Origin of the sequence: Bradyrhizobium diazoefficiens (assembly GCF_016616235.1) — a bacterium.
In the GTDB taxonomy this organism is placed as follows: Bacteria; Pseudomonadota; Alphaproteobacteria; order Rhizobiales; family Xanthobacteraceae; genus Bradyrhizobium; species Bradyrhizobium diazoefficiens_H.
The window spans coordinates 962372-977730 of sequence record NZ_CP067100.1 but is presented as its reverse complement, the minus strand read 5'-3'; the positions used below and the strand labels follow the sequence as shown (position 1 = coordinate 977730).

Sequence of the window (15359 nt, the reverse complement as noted above, 5' to 3'; positions counted from 1 at the left end):
ACCTGTTACGGCGCGCAGGTAAAGCTCGCCGCCTCCGTCACTGGCCCTGACTTGTAATGCGGCCAGGCCGGCCAGCGGCACAGCGGCATTGCGCGCGTCACCGCGAATGATGGCGCCTCGACCTTCTGTTCCGCAACCTCCAAATCGCCGGGCGCCTTGCCGTTCTCGACCCAATCGACCAGCGCGCTCAGCATGTCGACATTGGCCGGCGCGCCGGAGCCGACATGATCGACCCCGGGTGCGGTGTACAGCCGGGCGAACTCTGCGGTCTCGGCCCTGCCGAGCTTGCGCTCGACGCTCTCGAAATAGCGGATGCCGGCATAGGGGCTCTGCGCGTAATCGGCCATATGCTCGAGCATGATCAGCCGGCCGCCACGGGCGCGAAACCGGCTGAGATCGGGGTCGGTCGAGTCCATCAGACTGGAGACCTCGAGCAGCCGCGCCTTATGCTCCTCCACCTTGTAGGTGGTGACGTCGAGCTTGGGATCGCGCGCGAACACATATTGGATGCCGCCAGCGCCGTAGATCCAGGCGATGCCGTTGCTGGGCACCGGCGGCTGCGCCGGCGGCGCAGTGCCGAGCCACCACGCGACCCAGCCGCCGGTCGGCCCGATCGCGGGCGTGTCCTCGCCCGAGACGCCCCAGCCCGGATAATCGTCGAGACCATTGGCCAGCGCGAACGGGAATGTGTAGGTGGCGTGCAGCGTGTTCACGGCCTTGATCTGCGCCTCGGTGAGACACTGATCACCGCTCTGGCCCGCCGCGCAACGTAGCGTCTCGACCTTGAATGCCGCCTTGCAGACGACGGGGTCCTGCACCACGGCGTCGTCGGAGCCGTCGGCCTTGTCGCAGGCCGCCCGCACGGCGTTCGCGACGAGCTTCACCTGCGCCGGATTGATCCAGCCTTCGCCCATGGTCACGAGGCCCGAGCGCGTGCCGGCGTGCTGCAAGCCGACCCAGTTGATGACAGGGACGCGGGCGAAGATGCCGTCGAAATTGTCCGGGTAGCGCTGGGCCATGGTCAGCCCTTCGCGGCCGCCTTCGGACGAGCCCATGAAATACATTTTTTCCGGCTTCTTGCCGTAGGCGCGCTGCATCAGCGCAACGGCGGCGTCGCGCACTTTCTTGTAGGCCCGATGCGCGAAATTCTCGAAGGCCTCGTCATTGAGCGCGAACAGCTGTGGCGGCTCGCCGGGCCTGGACTCATGGCCGGAATCGGTGCCGTAGGTCACGAAGCCGCGGGCGAGCGGCGACGGCTTGTCGAAGGGATAGGCCGGCGGCAGTGCAAGTCCCGTGATCAGCACGCCATTGAAGCCGCCGCCGCCATATTGCAGCGAGCGTCCGTTCCATTCGACCGGAAGGTTGACCTGGAATTTGATCGGCGGCGCCTTGGGATCAACGGGATCGATATGACCGAGCACCTTGCAGAAGGCGGGATTGGCCGGCGTGATGCGCCCCGACGGCGTCGGTCCGCGCTCGGCGACGGCCAGTTGCGATGGCGCCAGCAATGTTGCGGAATCGATCTTCGCCGCGTCGCCGCCGCCGACGAGACCTTTGCAAACGGTGTCCGCGTCCTCTGCCAGCGTCGCCGCCGACCCGGCGCTCGCGCTCAGCGCAGCCGCACCGACAAGCCACGCACACAGTCTCACGACCTTGCGCACCATCGTTTCCTCCTGCTTTGTCTGGTCTCGTTCGTTCCGACTGGAGGCCGCATTCAAGGCGACCTCCGGCTGGCGGCGTAGGCAGCGCAGCGCGCTTAATGCTCGAACACCAGCCGCGCGCCGACCGTGCCCTCGAGGCTGCGGATTTGCGCGAGCAGCGCGCCTGAATCCTGGCCGCCGAGATCGGCGTCGAGCACGACATAGCCGAGGTCGCCGGCGGTCTCCAGGTATTGCGCGGCGATATTGATGTCGCGCTGGAGGAACACCTCGTTCAGACGCCGCAGCATGCCCGGCACGTTGCGATGGACATGGCTGAAGCGCGCGCCGGCGGGACGCAGATGCAGCTGCACCTCCGGGAAATTCACCGCGCCCATGGTCGAGCCGGTGATGAAATAGTCGACCAGCTTGCGCGCGACCTCGCCGCCGATGCGCTCCTGCGCCTCCTCGGTCGAACCGCCGATATGCGGGGTGAGGATGACGTTCTCGAGACCCTGCACCGGGCTCTTGAAGCGATCGGCGTTCGAGGACGGCTCGACCGGAAACACATCGATCGCGGCGCCGGCGAGATGGCCGTCACGCAAAGCGCGCGCGAGCGCGTCGAGATCGACCACGGTACCGCGGCTGTTGTTGATCAGGAACGAGCCCGGCTTCATCGCCCGCAATTCCTTCTCACCGATCATGCCTGATGTTTCCGGCGTCTCCGGCACGTGCAGGCTGACGACATCACTCTCCGCCAGCAGCTCCTCGAGCTTCTCGACCGGCTCGGTGTTGCCGTGGCGCAGCTTGTCGGTGCGGTCGTAGTAGATTACGCGCATGCCCATGGCTTCGGCCAGGGTCGAGAGTTGCGAGCCGATATTGCCGTAGCCGATGATGCCGAGGGTGCGGCCGCGTACCTCGCGACTACCGGTCGCCGATTTGTCCCAGCCGCCCTCATGCGCCGACACCGAGCGCGGGAAGATGCGCCGCAGCAGCATCACGATCTCGCCGATCACGAGCTCGGCGACGCTGCGGGTGTTGGAGAACGGTGCGTTGAACACGGGAATACCGCGCTTGCGCGCCGCCAGGAGATCGACCTGGTTGGTGCCGACGCTGAAGCAGCCGACCGCGAGCAGCCCATCTGCGGCGGCGAGCACGTCATCGGTGATCTGGGTGCGCGAGCGGATGCCGAGCAGCGACACGCCCTTGAGCGCCTGCCGCAGGTTGTCGCCATCAAGCGCCTTGGTCAGCCGCTCGACATTGGTGAAGCCGGCGCTCCTGAACAGGTCGACCGCGCTGTCGTTGACGCCTTCGAGCAGCAGCGCCTTCGCGTTCCGCTCGGGGCTTTGGCCTGGGGCTGGCATGGAATCTCCGTAAGTCACAGCTTTGCCGCAGCTCATAGACCGCGGACGAGACGCAGCACAATAGGGTTTGGATACGGGGAGAAGATGGCGGGGTGGCAGATGTGCTGGTGTACCAGACCCGTCAGATCACATAGAACCCGTGCGTGCCGTCAAGGCGCAGCTGCTCGACGAGGCCATATTCCCAGTCGAGATAGGCCTGCATCGCGGCTTGCGCGACGTCGGTGCCCTCATACGGCCGGCGGTAGCGGTGGGCCGGATCGGGTTTGGGCAGCACGCGCGGCGGGCCAATCTCGAGCGCGCCGTCATAGCCGCCGTCGAGCACATAGACCTCCCAACCCATCTGCGCGAGCCAGGATGCCGTCATGTCGGCGCGCACGCCCTTGTCATCAGTGAGGACGATGCGCGCGCCGCGCACCGGTGCGGCCATGTCGGTCTCCTGGACCAGCTGGCCGCCGGGATAGTGGCGGAAGCCCGGCAGATGACCGGCCTCGTATTCCTCGGCGTCGCGTACGTCGAAGCGGTAGAGCGTACGATCCGTCTGCGCGACCAGCGCAGCCATCTCGTTCGCGCCAACATGCCGAACGCCGGCGCGATAGGCGACGTCGCGCGCATTGGCCGGACCGCCCTCGAACGGCCCGATCGCGCCACGCTTGTCGGCGCCGTGGTTGAGCGTGTGCCGCGCCAGTGTCCATCCGATCGTTCCGTTGCGCAGCGCCCGCACCTTGTTGGGCAGGCCCGCATTGATCAGCGACTGGGTGCCGATGATCGAGCGGGTGCGGCCGGCGCAATTGACGATGATGGTGGTCTCCGGATCCGGTGCGGCCTGCCCCGCTCGCAGCACCAGCTCCGCGCCGGGCACGCTGACCGAACCCGGAATGTTCATGGTCGCATATTCGTCGAAGCGGCGGACGTCGAGGATGGCGATGTTGGCCTTGTCGGCGATGAGCTTGGCGACCTCATCTGCACTGAGAGACGGCGTGTGCCGGCGGGCCTCGACCAGCTCGCCAAACGCCTTGGCGTAGGAATTGACGTCCTCGAACATTTGATAGCCCGCCGCGCGCCACGCCTTCAGCCCGCCATCGAGCGCACTGACATTGGTATAGCCGAGCCCGGCAAGACGTTCGGCGCCGGTTGCAACAAGTCCCTCACCGTCATCATAGAGCACGATCTGCACATTCTTGCGCGGCAGCCTGACCTCGGCTTCGACCTCAATCCGATCGGCGGCCATGTTGGCGGCGAACAGCGGATGCCCGGTGGCGAAGCCGGCCTCATGCCTGAGGTCGAGCAGCGCGATCTCTTCGCGCAGCAGCAACGCGCGGCGGATATCGGCGGGAGTGACTGTCGGGATCTTCATGGCACGACCTTGAGAATACGGCCAAGAGCTTTTGAACGATTGCGAGAGTGTTGGCTAGCTTTATCGAGAATCGAAGACGAGGCGACAGTCGATCATGACTCGATCGAGGACGAGCTATGTTCTGGCCGTGTTGCGCAGACGCAAGCTCACCCAGCTGGCTTTGCGCTAGTCGCATTCCAACGTGGCGACGACCTGGGAAAAATCGAGTCGGGCAAGAGCATCCCGGTCGATCCAGAAATGAAGCACGCATCCGATATCGGAGTGCCAATCAAGAAACGCAAGCTCACCTTGGATTTGGAGTAACAATATGTCCTCCAAATGCTCTTCGGTCGCATCTTGCGGGCCGCTACCATATCCGAGCATCTGATGAAGCGCCGTGTCGAAATGGCGACGTTTTCCATCTTCCGCCGTCGGCGTTTTCCAACGATTTTGTCGCTCGAGATTCGCAACGTAGCTGAGAGGGGCGTCATCGCATGCATCAGCATCGTGCGCCGCCATGCAACGGATCGTGTGGTTGATGGCATCGCCCAAATCCGCCGCGAGAGCGCTCGTATACGTGCGTACTCGCCCGTCCATCTTCTTATAGGTCTGAACGGTGTCGAGCCACCATGACCTGAAGGCCATCTTTGTGTCTGGATCGACGTCATCCATTGGGGTCAATGCTCGGCAACGCTCGAGCCATCCGATGGCACGTGCATGAAGGCGGTTCAGTTCCACGATTGCTTCGTCGGCAAGCGGCTCGCCGTAATACCCAAGCTTCAAATCGCGCAGGACGTGCGACAAGACCGACCGAACCACATAATTGATCAGGAGCCAATTGAAGGGCCAATCCTCATCTTTCTCATACTCAGCCGCCGTCCGGAACTGAAGCAGATCACTTTCCTTCGGCTCACCCGGACCCAATGCCTTGCATAATTCTTCGATCATGAGTTCACCTCCCACATCATCCTCGCGGAAGTAGAAGTCGCGGATCAGCTGGAACGAAAGCGGGTACTTGAATTCGACCTTGGAATGAAAGTCGAGGGCCGGATCGAGCCACCTGACCTGGGCGTCACCGTCAGAGCCTGCCAGCGGCATAAGATTTGGCGGTGGCGCGCGGTCGGGATACGCACTGCCGTCGGTAGGGCTATAGAGAACGCGGCAAGGTGGACGCCCTTCGCCAACGAACACCGAACTGCAGAAGAAATAGAGCGTACCTCGCTTCGGAAGCGGCGACCAGCCGGAGCCAGGCACTTCGGCCAAGTCGATCTGCGCAACGAAGGTGATCGCCACTGTCTCTGGCGTTACATTCGCCGTGACTTCCGCCGTAGGCCACTCGAACTGCGGTGGGAGCTTGGGAAGTCCGCCGAAAAAACTCCGCGCTGGATGGGCAAGCGGCACAGGCAGATCGCTGCGTCTGATAAGCACTGCAGGCACCGCTGTCTCTTCAAGCTCGTCACGTTCCGATCGTCCCATTTAGCCCCTCTACGACTTAGGCGTGCATCGATCGGATCGAACCATTTTGCTAAATCTCCGACAAGCGTTTCTTGTCGGTCGCATGGCATACGTTGCATTGTGATCACTATTTGGGACCGTCCAGTAAGGGCTAAGCCGTCGGCCGGGCTTCGCGATCACTCGCCCGGAACGAGCCGCCCGAGTGGTGGCGGCGCCGGCTGCCGCAGCTTGCGGCGCGAGAGGTAGAGCAGGATGCCGGTGACCGAAAACAGCGGCATCAGCGCTGCGGCGATCATGAAGACGAGCTTGCCGGGCCGACCCAAAATGGCGCCGTGATGGATGTCGAGCAGGTTGGCGATGATCTTCTCACCGAACGTCTTGTCGGCATAGCGCTCCGCGGCGACCACCTGACCGGTGACCGCATCGACGCGAAATTCGTCGCGCGTGGTATCGAGCGTCGAATCCTTCGGCCACGACCGAATCCGGATCATTGTCCCGGGGCCGGCAGGCAGCGTCAGCAGCGCTTTGGAGAAGCGCCCGCCCTCCTCGCGTCGGAGCGTCGTCCATGCCTGGTCGAATCCGATCGGCTGGGCCGGCTCGGAATTGGCGGCACTACGCGATGCTATTGCAGACATCCTGGGCTGCATCTTCGCAGCAGTGACCTCCGGGCGCGAGAGCAGCCAGACGACACCGTCCTTGTACCAGTCGAACGAGTACCAGAGGCCGGTCAGTGTCATCACGAGGTAGATCGGAACAATCCATGTGCCGATCACCGCATGCAGCGACCGATGCAGCCCGCGGCCGCCGAGCGTCAGATTCGGCTTCAGCCACATCTTCACGCTCGTGGCGCGACGTGGCCAGCGCAGCACGACGCCGGAGACCAGCATGACGATGAGACCGAGTGCGGCCACGCCGGTGATCTGACGGCCCCAGCCCTTGGCATCGCCGGGAATGAGCAGCCAGCGATGCAGCCTGCGGACGGTTGCAAAAAACTCTTCGCCGCGTGGCGAGCCCAGCACGCGCGCGTCATAGGGGTCGACATAGAGCGAGGCCGCCCGCCCGCCCTGCTCATCTCGGCCGAAGCGGACACGCACGGCCGCCGTCGGATCACTCGACAGCGTGACGGCCGAGACCTTGCCGATGTCCTGCACCGCCTTCAGCCGCGCGATCAACTCGTCCGGCAGCAGCGCCGGCACCTCGCGCGGCGCGACCTGCATGAACCCGGCGTTGAGATGACCGACGATCTCGTCCTCGAAGCTCATGATCGCGCCGGTCAGTGCGATCAGGGCAAGCAGCAGCGCAAGCACAAGGCCCGCGATGGAATGGACCTGGAGCAGGGCGACCTTGATGGTATGCCCGAGCCGCGCCGCCATCGCTAGAACTTCACCGTCGCCGCCAGCGAGAAGCGCCGCGCATCACCGATCGCGACGTTCAAGGCGCTGCCGGTGGTGGACGTATAGTAGACCTTGTCGAACAGGTTCTTGACGTTGAACTGATACGTCACCGGCAGATTGTCGATCTTCGTTTCGTAGGTCGCAAAGATGTCAGCGACGGTGTAGGCCGGCATGAAGAACGTATTGGCGGAATCGCCGGGACGGTCGCCGACATAGTGGGCGCCGCCGCCGAGCCGCAGACGTCCGGGCAGCCGATCGCCGAAATCATAGACCAGATAGAGAGAGGCCGTGTTCATCGCGGCGTTCAGCAGCTTGGCGTTGCCGACGAGGGGATCGTTGATCAGGCGCGCGTCGGTATAGCCATAGCTACCGATCATGCTCCATTCATCGGTCAGCCTGCCAGTGACATCCAGTTCGACACCGCGCGACCGCGCGGCGCCTGAGGTGCGCGCCGCCTTATTGCCACCGCCGATGTCATCTATTACCAGCACGTTCTTCTTCTGGATATCGTAGACGGCCAAGGTGCCCGACAGACGCGTGTTGACGTCGAACTTCAGGCCGGTCTCCCACTGTGTTCCCTCTTCGGGCGCGATGGTGGAGTCGACGACGAAGCCGGCCGGAGCGCCGGAGAACGCCGCAATGGTCGAGGTCGGCTTCAGCGACTGCGTATAGCTCACGTAATACGACAGCTGATCGTTCAGCTTGAAGATGACACCGCCCAGCGGCAGCACCTTGTCGCCCGCCAGATTGGTGTTCGTGATGAACTTCGGCCGGCCTTTTCCGGCGAGTTGCTCGTACTCCATCCAGCGCACGCCGCCGACCACGGACAGCCAGTTGGTCACATGGAACGTGTCCTGGGCGAAGAAGCCACGCGTGCCGAGCTTGTCGGTCTGCTCGCTGTCGACCGCCGAAACCGTCGTGCCCGGTGTGATGAGTCCGTACACAGGGTTGTAGAAATTGAAGCTTGGGGTCGCCTGGCGGATCAGGTCGTGGCGATCGATCGTGCGGTACAACGCTTCGCCGCCGAACAGGATCTCGTTGCGGAAGCCGCCCACCCAAACGTCACCCTGCAAGTAAGAGGTGCCGTAACTGGCGTTGCTCAGCGAGTTGCGGGTGCCGTCGTTGCTGCGGGTCTCGACGCCGGTGGTGGCATTGACGTTTGTAATGCGCAGCTGATTGGCGCTGAAGGTCTCGGTGTTGTAGCTGTAGGCCGCCGTGACCTTCCAATTGTCGTCGAGCTTCTGCTCGACCGAGGCCTGCACCAGGTCGGAGGTGCCCCACATGTTGTTGAAGGGCTCGTCGAGCCGACGCGTCTTCGGGATCGCCAGCGGTGCGCCCTTGACGAAGGCCGTGCCGCGATCGAACGGATAAATGAACTCGCGGTGCTCATAGGTGAGCTGGACGGTCGTGTCCTGGCCGTACCAAGCCAGCGACGGATTCACCAGCATCTCGCGGTGGCGACCGAAATTACGCCAATAATCCTCGCTGACGCCATAGCCGACAAAGCGATAGGCTAGGCCCTGGTCTCCGATTGGACCGGTGACGTCGAGCGTGCCGTCAGCGCCGCTGCGGTTGTTCGCATAGGTCGAACCGAGCAGCGTCACCGAACCGTGCTGGTAGAGCTCCGGGCGCTTGCTGATGGTGTTGATGATACCGCCGGGGTCCATGATGCCGTAGAGCAGCGAAGCCGGCCCCTTCAGCACCTCTACACTCTCGACCGCGGGATTGAGGCTGCGCCCCTGCACCAGCGGCATGCCGTTGCGCATGATCGAGCCGTCACGGTTGTCGCCAAAGCCGCGGCGGATCACTGCATCCTGAGTGCCCGCAAGCGTATTGGTTTGAGTGATACCCGAGATATTGGCGAGCGCATCGTCGATGTTGCGCGGGAGTTGATCCTTCAACACCTGCGCGGGCACGACGTTGACGGACTGCGAGGTGTCGAGCGGCGAAGCCCCGCTGCGCAGCGTGGTTGCGCTCGGCATCGCGCGATAGCCGAGTTTTGCAGGCTGTTGCGCGGCGGCTTCCGCCGCGGCGCGCTCCGAGAGCGTCGGCGCTGCGGGCGCGGGATTGCGATTGGGCTGGCGGCGCGCCGCCGTTTGCGTACGGCGTGGAGACTGCTCCGATGCCCGCGCCGGCTTCGGCCGCTGCACTGGCGCTTCCACCGTCACCGGCGGTAGCGCCGACTGCGCCTGCGCGCTCGCCGTGCTGGAGGGAGCTTCGGCGAGCAGCACGGCTGCACCGACGAGAAGACCTGCACGGCTCTTGCCGGCACGACGACGATGGCCGCTGACGCGCTGGCCATCCACGAGAGCACGCACTTTCATTCCACTTCAAGTCAAGAACGTTGAAGTGCGGGCCTGTAACAGTCAGCGGGATCGAAGAGAACCGTAGCCGGCCTTGAATCGCTCTAGTGTTGAATCGTTCTAAGCGCAAAGCAGCGCCGAACGTCAATCACCGATTGATCTCGCAGGAAGTGCGACACGCGCTGCGCGAATTCGCGACAGGTTGTCGCGGCTTCATGCAGATCTCACACGATGGCGGGAGCGATCAACTCGTCGAGCTTCCGCTTGAACGCGGTGCCGTCGGACAGCGCGCGAAGCGGCGGACGCACGCGCAGCCAGGCTGCGTCGCCGGTCTGTGCCGCGAGGATCGCCTTCAGCGTTGCGAGGAACGATGGCGTCTTCACGACGACGTCGATCGCAGCTTGCATGCGCACCTCGACGTCCTTGCCGTCGACCATGCCCTTGACCAGCTCGGGCACGATATTGGCCATGCCGCAGATGGTGCCAGCGCCGCCGGCGGCGATTGCGCGGACGATGTCGGCCTCATTGCCGACGGTGATGGCTAATTCGGGAGCAGCGGCACGGAACGCCTGGAACTGCTTGAAGTCGCCGCTGGAGTCTTTCAGGCCCGCGACCAGCTTGCCATAGCGCTTGCGCAAATTCGCGGCGACCGTCGTCGGGACCGCGACGCCGGAGACCTGTGGGATGTGATAGAGCGAGGCGCGCAGGCGATCATCGGCGACGCCGTCGATGATCGCGGCGAATGCGTCCTCGACGCCCTCAGGCGTGACGCTGCGATCGAAATAGGGCGGCAACAGCAGAACGTGGCGCAGGCCGAGGCCGAGCACGGCGCGCGTCAGTGCGATGCTGTCGCTGATCGCGGGAAAGCCGCCGCCGATGCCGATGCGTTCCGCAGCAATGCCGGCCTTGAGCATGGCTTCGACGGCTGCGACGCGTTCGCTGACATTGAACGAGGTGCCCTCGCCGGTGGTACCGAACAGCACGATGCCATCGACGCCCTTGCCGAAGAGCTGCCTGGCATGAGCCGCGAGCCGGGCGGAGTCGACATGACCGTCTGCTGCCAGCGGCGTCGCCGATGCCACCCAGAACCCGCGAATTGCCTCTGCCATGTCACCACCCATCAGTTCTCTCTCCGGACCAAGCCCCTGATCTCCAACGATCATGAGGGACTTCCGGGCCTCGTTCTGCTTTACTTTCGCTCTTGTACCTTACATACAAGATGGACACAATCCTTTCCACCGTCACGGCGCGCATGAGGCGCAGCTGAATTTGGAGGAGGTCTGCATGAACATGGTGACCCCCATCGAACATCCCGGCCAATTGCTCGGCGCGCTGCGCGACAAACTTGGCGCAGCGGCGGTGCTGACCGGTACCGACGTGCCCGCGCGCAATTGCAACGACTGGAGCGCGAGCCTGCCGCAGACGCCGCTGGCGGTGATCCGCCCGCTCGATGCGCAGGGCGTTGCCGACGCGATTGCAACCTGCCGGCAGGCGCGCCTGCCCTTCGTGCCGCAGGGCGGATTGACCGGACTGTGCCGCGGTGCCTCGCCGGAGGCCGGCTGGGTCGCGATCTCGCTGGAGCGCATGAGCGGCATCGAGGAGATCGATCGTGCCTCGATGACGATGACGGTGAAATCAGGCACGCCGCTGGAGACGATCCAGAAGGCGGCGGACGAGGCCGGCCTGTTCTTTCCGCTCGATCTCGGCTCGCGCGGCTCCTGCGCGATCGGCGGCAACCTCTCGACCAATGCCGGCGGCAACCGCGTGATCCGCTACGGCATGACGCGCGAGCTGGTGCTCGGCTTGGAGGCGGTTCTGCCCGACGGCACCATCATCACCAGCCTCAACAAGCTGATGAAGAACAATGCCGGCTATGACCTCAAGCATCTCTTCATCGGCTCGGAAGGCACGCTCGGCATCATCACCCGCGTGGTGCTAAGACTGTTTCCGAAGCCGCGCTCGACCATGGCTGCGCTCTGCGCGCTGAAGGACTATGCCGCGGTGATCGATCTGCTCGGCGCCGCGCGCAGCGGGCTCGGCCCGCTGCTGTCAGCCTTCGAGGTGATGTGGCCGGACTATTGGGACGTCATCACGGCGCGCGCCGGCGTGAGGCCGCCGGTCGCCGCTGACCACGGTCTCTATGTGCTGGTGGAAGCGCAGGGCACCGACGAGAGCCTCGATGCGCCACGCTTCCAGGCCTGGCTCGAAGAGCTGATGGAGCGCGGGCTGCTGGCGGACGCCGCCGTGGCGCAATCGCTGGCGCAGACGCAAGGCTTCTGGCGCGTGCGCGACATCTGCGCCGAATTCGGCCAGGTGCTGGGTCCGCACATCTCCTACGACATCGGCCTTGCGGTCGCGCGGATGGACGAGTTTGCCACGCGCTGCAAGGCAGCCCTGGCCTCCGCCATCAAGGGCTGCGAGAGCGTCTATTACGGCCATATCGGCGACGGCAATCTGCATCTGGTTTCCTGGGTCACCGGCCTCACCGTCGCGCAGCAGCCGAAGGACGCGATGGACGCGGTCATCTACGGCCTCGTCCGCGAGATGGGCGGCAGCGTCTCCGCCGAGCACGGCATCGGCACGCTGAAGAAGCAATGGCTGGGCCACGCCCGGAGCGAGGCCGAGATCGCGCTGATGCGGACGCTGAAGGCGGCGCTTGATCCCGATCATTTGCTCAATCCCGGCAAGGTGATCTGAGCGCCTTATGCGATCGCTCAAGCTCGATACGCCGAAATCGCTGTCGCAGCGCGTGATGCAGCGGCTGCGGCAGGCCATCATCGACGGCGAGTTCGCGCTGGGAGCTGCCATCTCCGAGGAGATGGTGGCGAACGCCTTCGGCGTCAGCCGCACGCCGGTGCGGGAAGCGATGGGCCAGCTGCAGGCGCAGGGGCTCGTCGTGATCCGGCCGCAGGTCGGCAGTTTTGTCTTCACTCCGAGCGCGGACGACATCACAGCGCTCTGCGCCTTCCGCATCGCGCTCGAGCCCAAGGCGGCCGAGTTCGCCTTTCGCCATGATCGCGACGGCGCGCTCGGGACGATGAGTGAGGCGATCGCGGCGATGGAGCCAGCGGTTGCGGCAAAGGACAACATCGCCTATGGCCGCGCCGACGCCGCCTTCCACGAGGGACTGTTCGCCCATTGCGGCAACCGCTATCTCGCCGAGTCCTACCAGCTCGTCGCGGGCCGCGTCGCCGCGCTGCGCACCAATCTGACCTCGCCGATCGACGTGCGCACCCGCTCGTCCTTCGACGAGCATCGCAGGCTGCTCGACCTGTTCGCGCGCGGCGAGTTCGCCGCGTTCGAAGCGCTGATGACGACGCACATCACCAATTCGGGTACGGTCTATGCCAGAGCGCTGAAGGTGGGTTGAGCGCCTCAGGTCGTTTGAGCATGATCTTTCCGGAAGACCGCTTCACAGTTTCCGGATCATGCTCTAACGCGCGTCCTTCGATCCCGGGCGGTCCAGAAAATCCAGCGCCGTGTTGATCTGCTCAAGCTGGTGCTCGATCCTGTCGCGGTCCTCGACGACTTGCGCCTTCTCGAGTTCCTCCACGAGCTTTTGCTTCCGTGCCAGCAAGTTCTCTATGACCGTACTCACAAGTCCCCCATCGCCCCCAAAAAGCGAGCATCGGGGGCAAAAATCCGGCCTCGGGCTTGGCGCGGGGATTGTCGAGGCGCGCGCAAGCGGGGCTCGCGCGGGTGCCCAGCTCACAATGTTCGCGGAGGCTGTTGGTTCCTGACGCGCAGGCTCGGACTGCCACCCCGGAACCCTGATCTTTCAAGCGCCCGGCGGTTGTATTCGCCGGCCCGGAGTCCTATGCGTAGGCGCCATGGACATCCAGATCGTCGCCGCCGAAAAGCCCCTGATGGCCGAGGCGCGCCCGCGCAAGCCGGCGCCGTTCCTTCCCATGAGCCGTGCCGAGATGGATGCGCTCGGCTGGGACGCCTGTGACATCGTGCTGGTGACCGGGGATGCCTATGTCGACCATCCGAGCTTTGGCATGGCGATCATCGGCCGGCTGCTGGAGGCGCAGGGTTTTCGCGTCGGCATCATCGCGCAGCCGGACTGGCATTCGGCCGAGCCGTTCAAGGCGCTCGGCAAGCCAAAAGTGTTCTTCGGCGTCACCGGCGGCAACATGGATTCCATGGTGAACCGCTACACCGCGGACCGGCGCATCCGTAGCGACGACGCCTACACGGCCGGCGGCGAAGGCGGCAAGCGGCCCGACCGCTGCACCATCGTCTACGCCCAGCGCTGCCGCGAGGCGTTCAAGGACACCCCGATCGTGCTCGGCGGCATCGAGGCTTCGCTGCGCCGGATCGCGCATTACGATTACTGGTCCGACAAGGTGCGCCGCTCGGTGCTGGCCGACGCCAAGGCGGACTTGCTGCTCTACGGCAATGCCGAGCGCGCCGTCGTCGAAGTCGCGCAGCGTCTCGCCGCCGGCGAAGCGCCGCGCGCGCTCGACGACATCAGGGGCGTGGCGCTGTTCCGCAAGGTGCCTGCGGACTACACCGAGCTGCACGCCGACGATCTCGAGTCCGCCGACGAAGGCGCAACGCGCCAGAAGGGCTTGACCGTGATCCGGCTGCCGGCGCTGGAGCAGGTCGAGCAGGACAAGGAAGCCTACGCCCGCGCCTCGCGCGTGCTGCACCGGGAGAGCAATCCCGGCAATGCGCGGCCGCTGGTGCAGCGGCACGGCGACCGCGACCTCTGGCTCAACCCGCCGCCGATCCCGCTGACCAGCGAGGAGATGGACGCGGTCTACGATCTGCCCTACGCGCGCGCGCCGCATCCCTCCTATGGCGATGCGAAGATTCCCGCGTGGGACATGATCAAGTTCTCGGTGACGATCATGCGCGGCTGCTTCGGCGGCTGCACCTTCTGCTCGATTACCGAGCATGAGGGCCGCATCATCCAGAATCGCTCGGAAGGCTCGATCCTGCGCGAGATCGAAAAAATTCGCGACAAGACGCCGGGCTTCACCGGCGTGATCTCCGACATCGGCGGCCCGACCGCGAACATGTACCGGATGGCGTGCAAGGACCCGAAGGTCGAGGCCGCATGCCGGCGGCCGTCCTGCGTGTTCCCGGAGATCTGCCCGAACCTCAACACCTCGCATGACGATCTGATCCGGCTCTATCGCAAGGTGCGCGAGACCAAGGGCATCAAGAAGGTGATGGTCGCCTCCGGCGTGCGCTACGACCTGGCGGTCGAGAGCCCCGAATACATCAAGGAGCTCGTCACCCATCACGTCGGCGGATATCTGAAGATCGCGCCGGAGCATACCGAGCGCGGCCCGCTCGACAAGATGATGAAGCCGGGCATCGGCGCTTATGACAAGTTCAAGCGGATGTTCGATGCGGCGGCCGAGCAGGCCGGCAAGAAATATTACCTGATCCCGTACTTCATCGCGGCGCATCCCGGAACGACCGACGAGGACATGATGAACCTCGCGCTGTGGCTGAAGAAGAACCGCTACCGCGCCGATCAGGTGCAGACCTTCCTGCCCTCACCGATGGCGACCGCAACCGCGATGTACCACACCGGCGTCAATCCCTTGCGCGGCGTGCGCCGCGGCGGCAGCGACAAGGTCGAGGCGATCAAGGGCCTGCGCCAGCGCCGCCTGCACAAGGCGTTCCTGCGCTACCACGACCCCGACAATTGGCCGGTGCTGCGCGAGGCATTGATCCAGATGGGCCGCCGCGATCTGATCGGCTCACAGCCCCACCAGCTCGTCCCCGCATATCAGCCGCCCGGCACCGGCAAGGCCGCCGGCACCAAGCGTCCCATCCGCCCCGGCGGCAAGACGCAGCGGTTCACGACCAAGGGCGTGCGGGTGATGAAGTAGCGGGCGGGAGCCCTTTGCCTT

11 protein-coding genes are annotated in these 15359 nt (G+C 64.7%); 3 read left to right on the top strand and 8 right to left on the bottom strand.

What is annotated here, in order from left to right; translation table 11 throughout:
* Nucleotides 1-5 precede the first annotated feature (5 nt).
* The 7 genes from JJB99_RS04570 to JJB99_RS04540 form a co-directional block, all read right to left on the bottom strand.
* Entirely contained in the window at nt 6-1664 is a 1659-nt protein-coding gene (locus tag JJB99_RS04570; RefSeq protein WP_200497602.1) for a tannase/feruloyl esterase family alpha/beta hydrolase, read from the bottom strand.
* A gap of 92 nt (nt 1665-1756) precedes the next feature.
* Nucleotides 1757-3001: a phosphoglycerate dehydrogenase gene (serA, locus tag JJB99_RS04565; RefSeq protein ID WP_200497601.1), complete on the bottom strand. Its 1245-nt coding sequence runs from the start codon at nt 2999-3001 to the stop codon at nt 1757-1759.
* A 121-nt stretch (nt 3002-3122) separates the two neighbouring features.
* The gene (locus JJB99_RS04560; protein WP_200497600.1) at nt 3123-4355 is read right to left on the bottom strand and encodes a rhodanese-like domain-containing protein; all 1233 of its coding nucleotides are present in this window, start codon (nt 4353-4355) and stop codon (nt 3123-3125) included.
* 165 nt (nt 4356-4520) lie between these two features.
* Nucleotides 4521-5810, bottom strand: coding sequence for a DUF1963 domain-containing protein (locus JJB99_RS04555; protein WP_200497599.1), 1290 nt, complete (start codon nt 5808-5810; stop codon nt 4521-4523).
* Between the two features lie 155 nt (nt 5811-5965).
* Nucleotides 5966-7162: a PepSY-associated TM helix domain-containing protein gene (locus JJB99_RS04550; protein WP_200497598.1), complete on the bottom strand. Its 1197-nt coding sequence runs from the start codon at nt 7160-7162 to the stop codon at nt 5966-5968.
* Nucleotides 7163-7164: 2 nt separating this feature from the next.
* On the bottom strand, nt 7165-9507 hold the full coding sequence (locus JJB99_RS04545) for a TonB-dependent siderophore receptor (RefSeq protein WP_200497597.1): 2343 nt from the start codon (nt 9505-9507) through the stop codon (nt 7165-7167).
* A gap of 203 nt (nt 9508-9710) precedes the next feature.
* On the bottom strand, nt 9711-10595 hold the full coding sequence (locus tag JJB99_RS04540; protein ID WP_200497596.1) for a dihydrodipicolinate synthase family protein: 885 nt from the start codon (nt 10593-10595) through the stop codon (nt 9711-9713).
* Nucleotides 10596-10770: 175 nt separating this feature from the next.
* On the opposite strand from JJB99_RS04540, the gene JJB99_RS04535 reads away from it, so the two are divergent.
* Together JJB99_RS04535 and JJB99_RS04530 are read left to right on the top strand one after the other, a co-directional pair.
* A complete protein-coding gene (locus JJB99_RS04535) occupies nt 10771-12183 on the top strand; it encodes an FAD-binding oxidoreductase (protein WP_200497595.1) in 1413 nt (470 codons plus the stop codon).
* A 7-nt stretch (nt 12184-12190) separates the two neighbouring features.
* A complete protein-coding gene (locus JJB99_RS04530; RefSeq protein ID WP_200497594.1) occupies nt 12191-12856 on the top strand; it encodes a GntR family transcriptional regulator in 666 nt (221 codons plus the stop codon).
* A gap of 63 nt (nt 12857-12919) precedes the next feature.
* On the opposite strand, the gene JJB99_RS35980 is transcribed toward JJB99_RS04530, so the two are convergent.
* Nucleotides 12920-13084, bottom strand: coding sequence for a hypothetical protein (locus JJB99_RS35980; RefSeq protein ID WP_210347638.1), 165 nt, complete (start codon nt 13082-13084; stop codon nt 12920-12922).
* 232 nt (nt 13085-13316) lie between these two features.
* Here JJB99_RS35980 and JJB99_RS04525 point away from each other — a divergent pair, with 232 nt between their 5' ends.
* Nucleotides 13317-15338, top strand: a complete 2022-nt coding sequence (locus JJB99_RS04525) for a YgiQ family radical SAM protein (RefSeq protein ID WP_200497593.1) — start codon at nt 13317-13319, stop codon at nt 15336-15338.
* Nucleotides 15339-15359 lie beyond the last annotated feature (21 nt).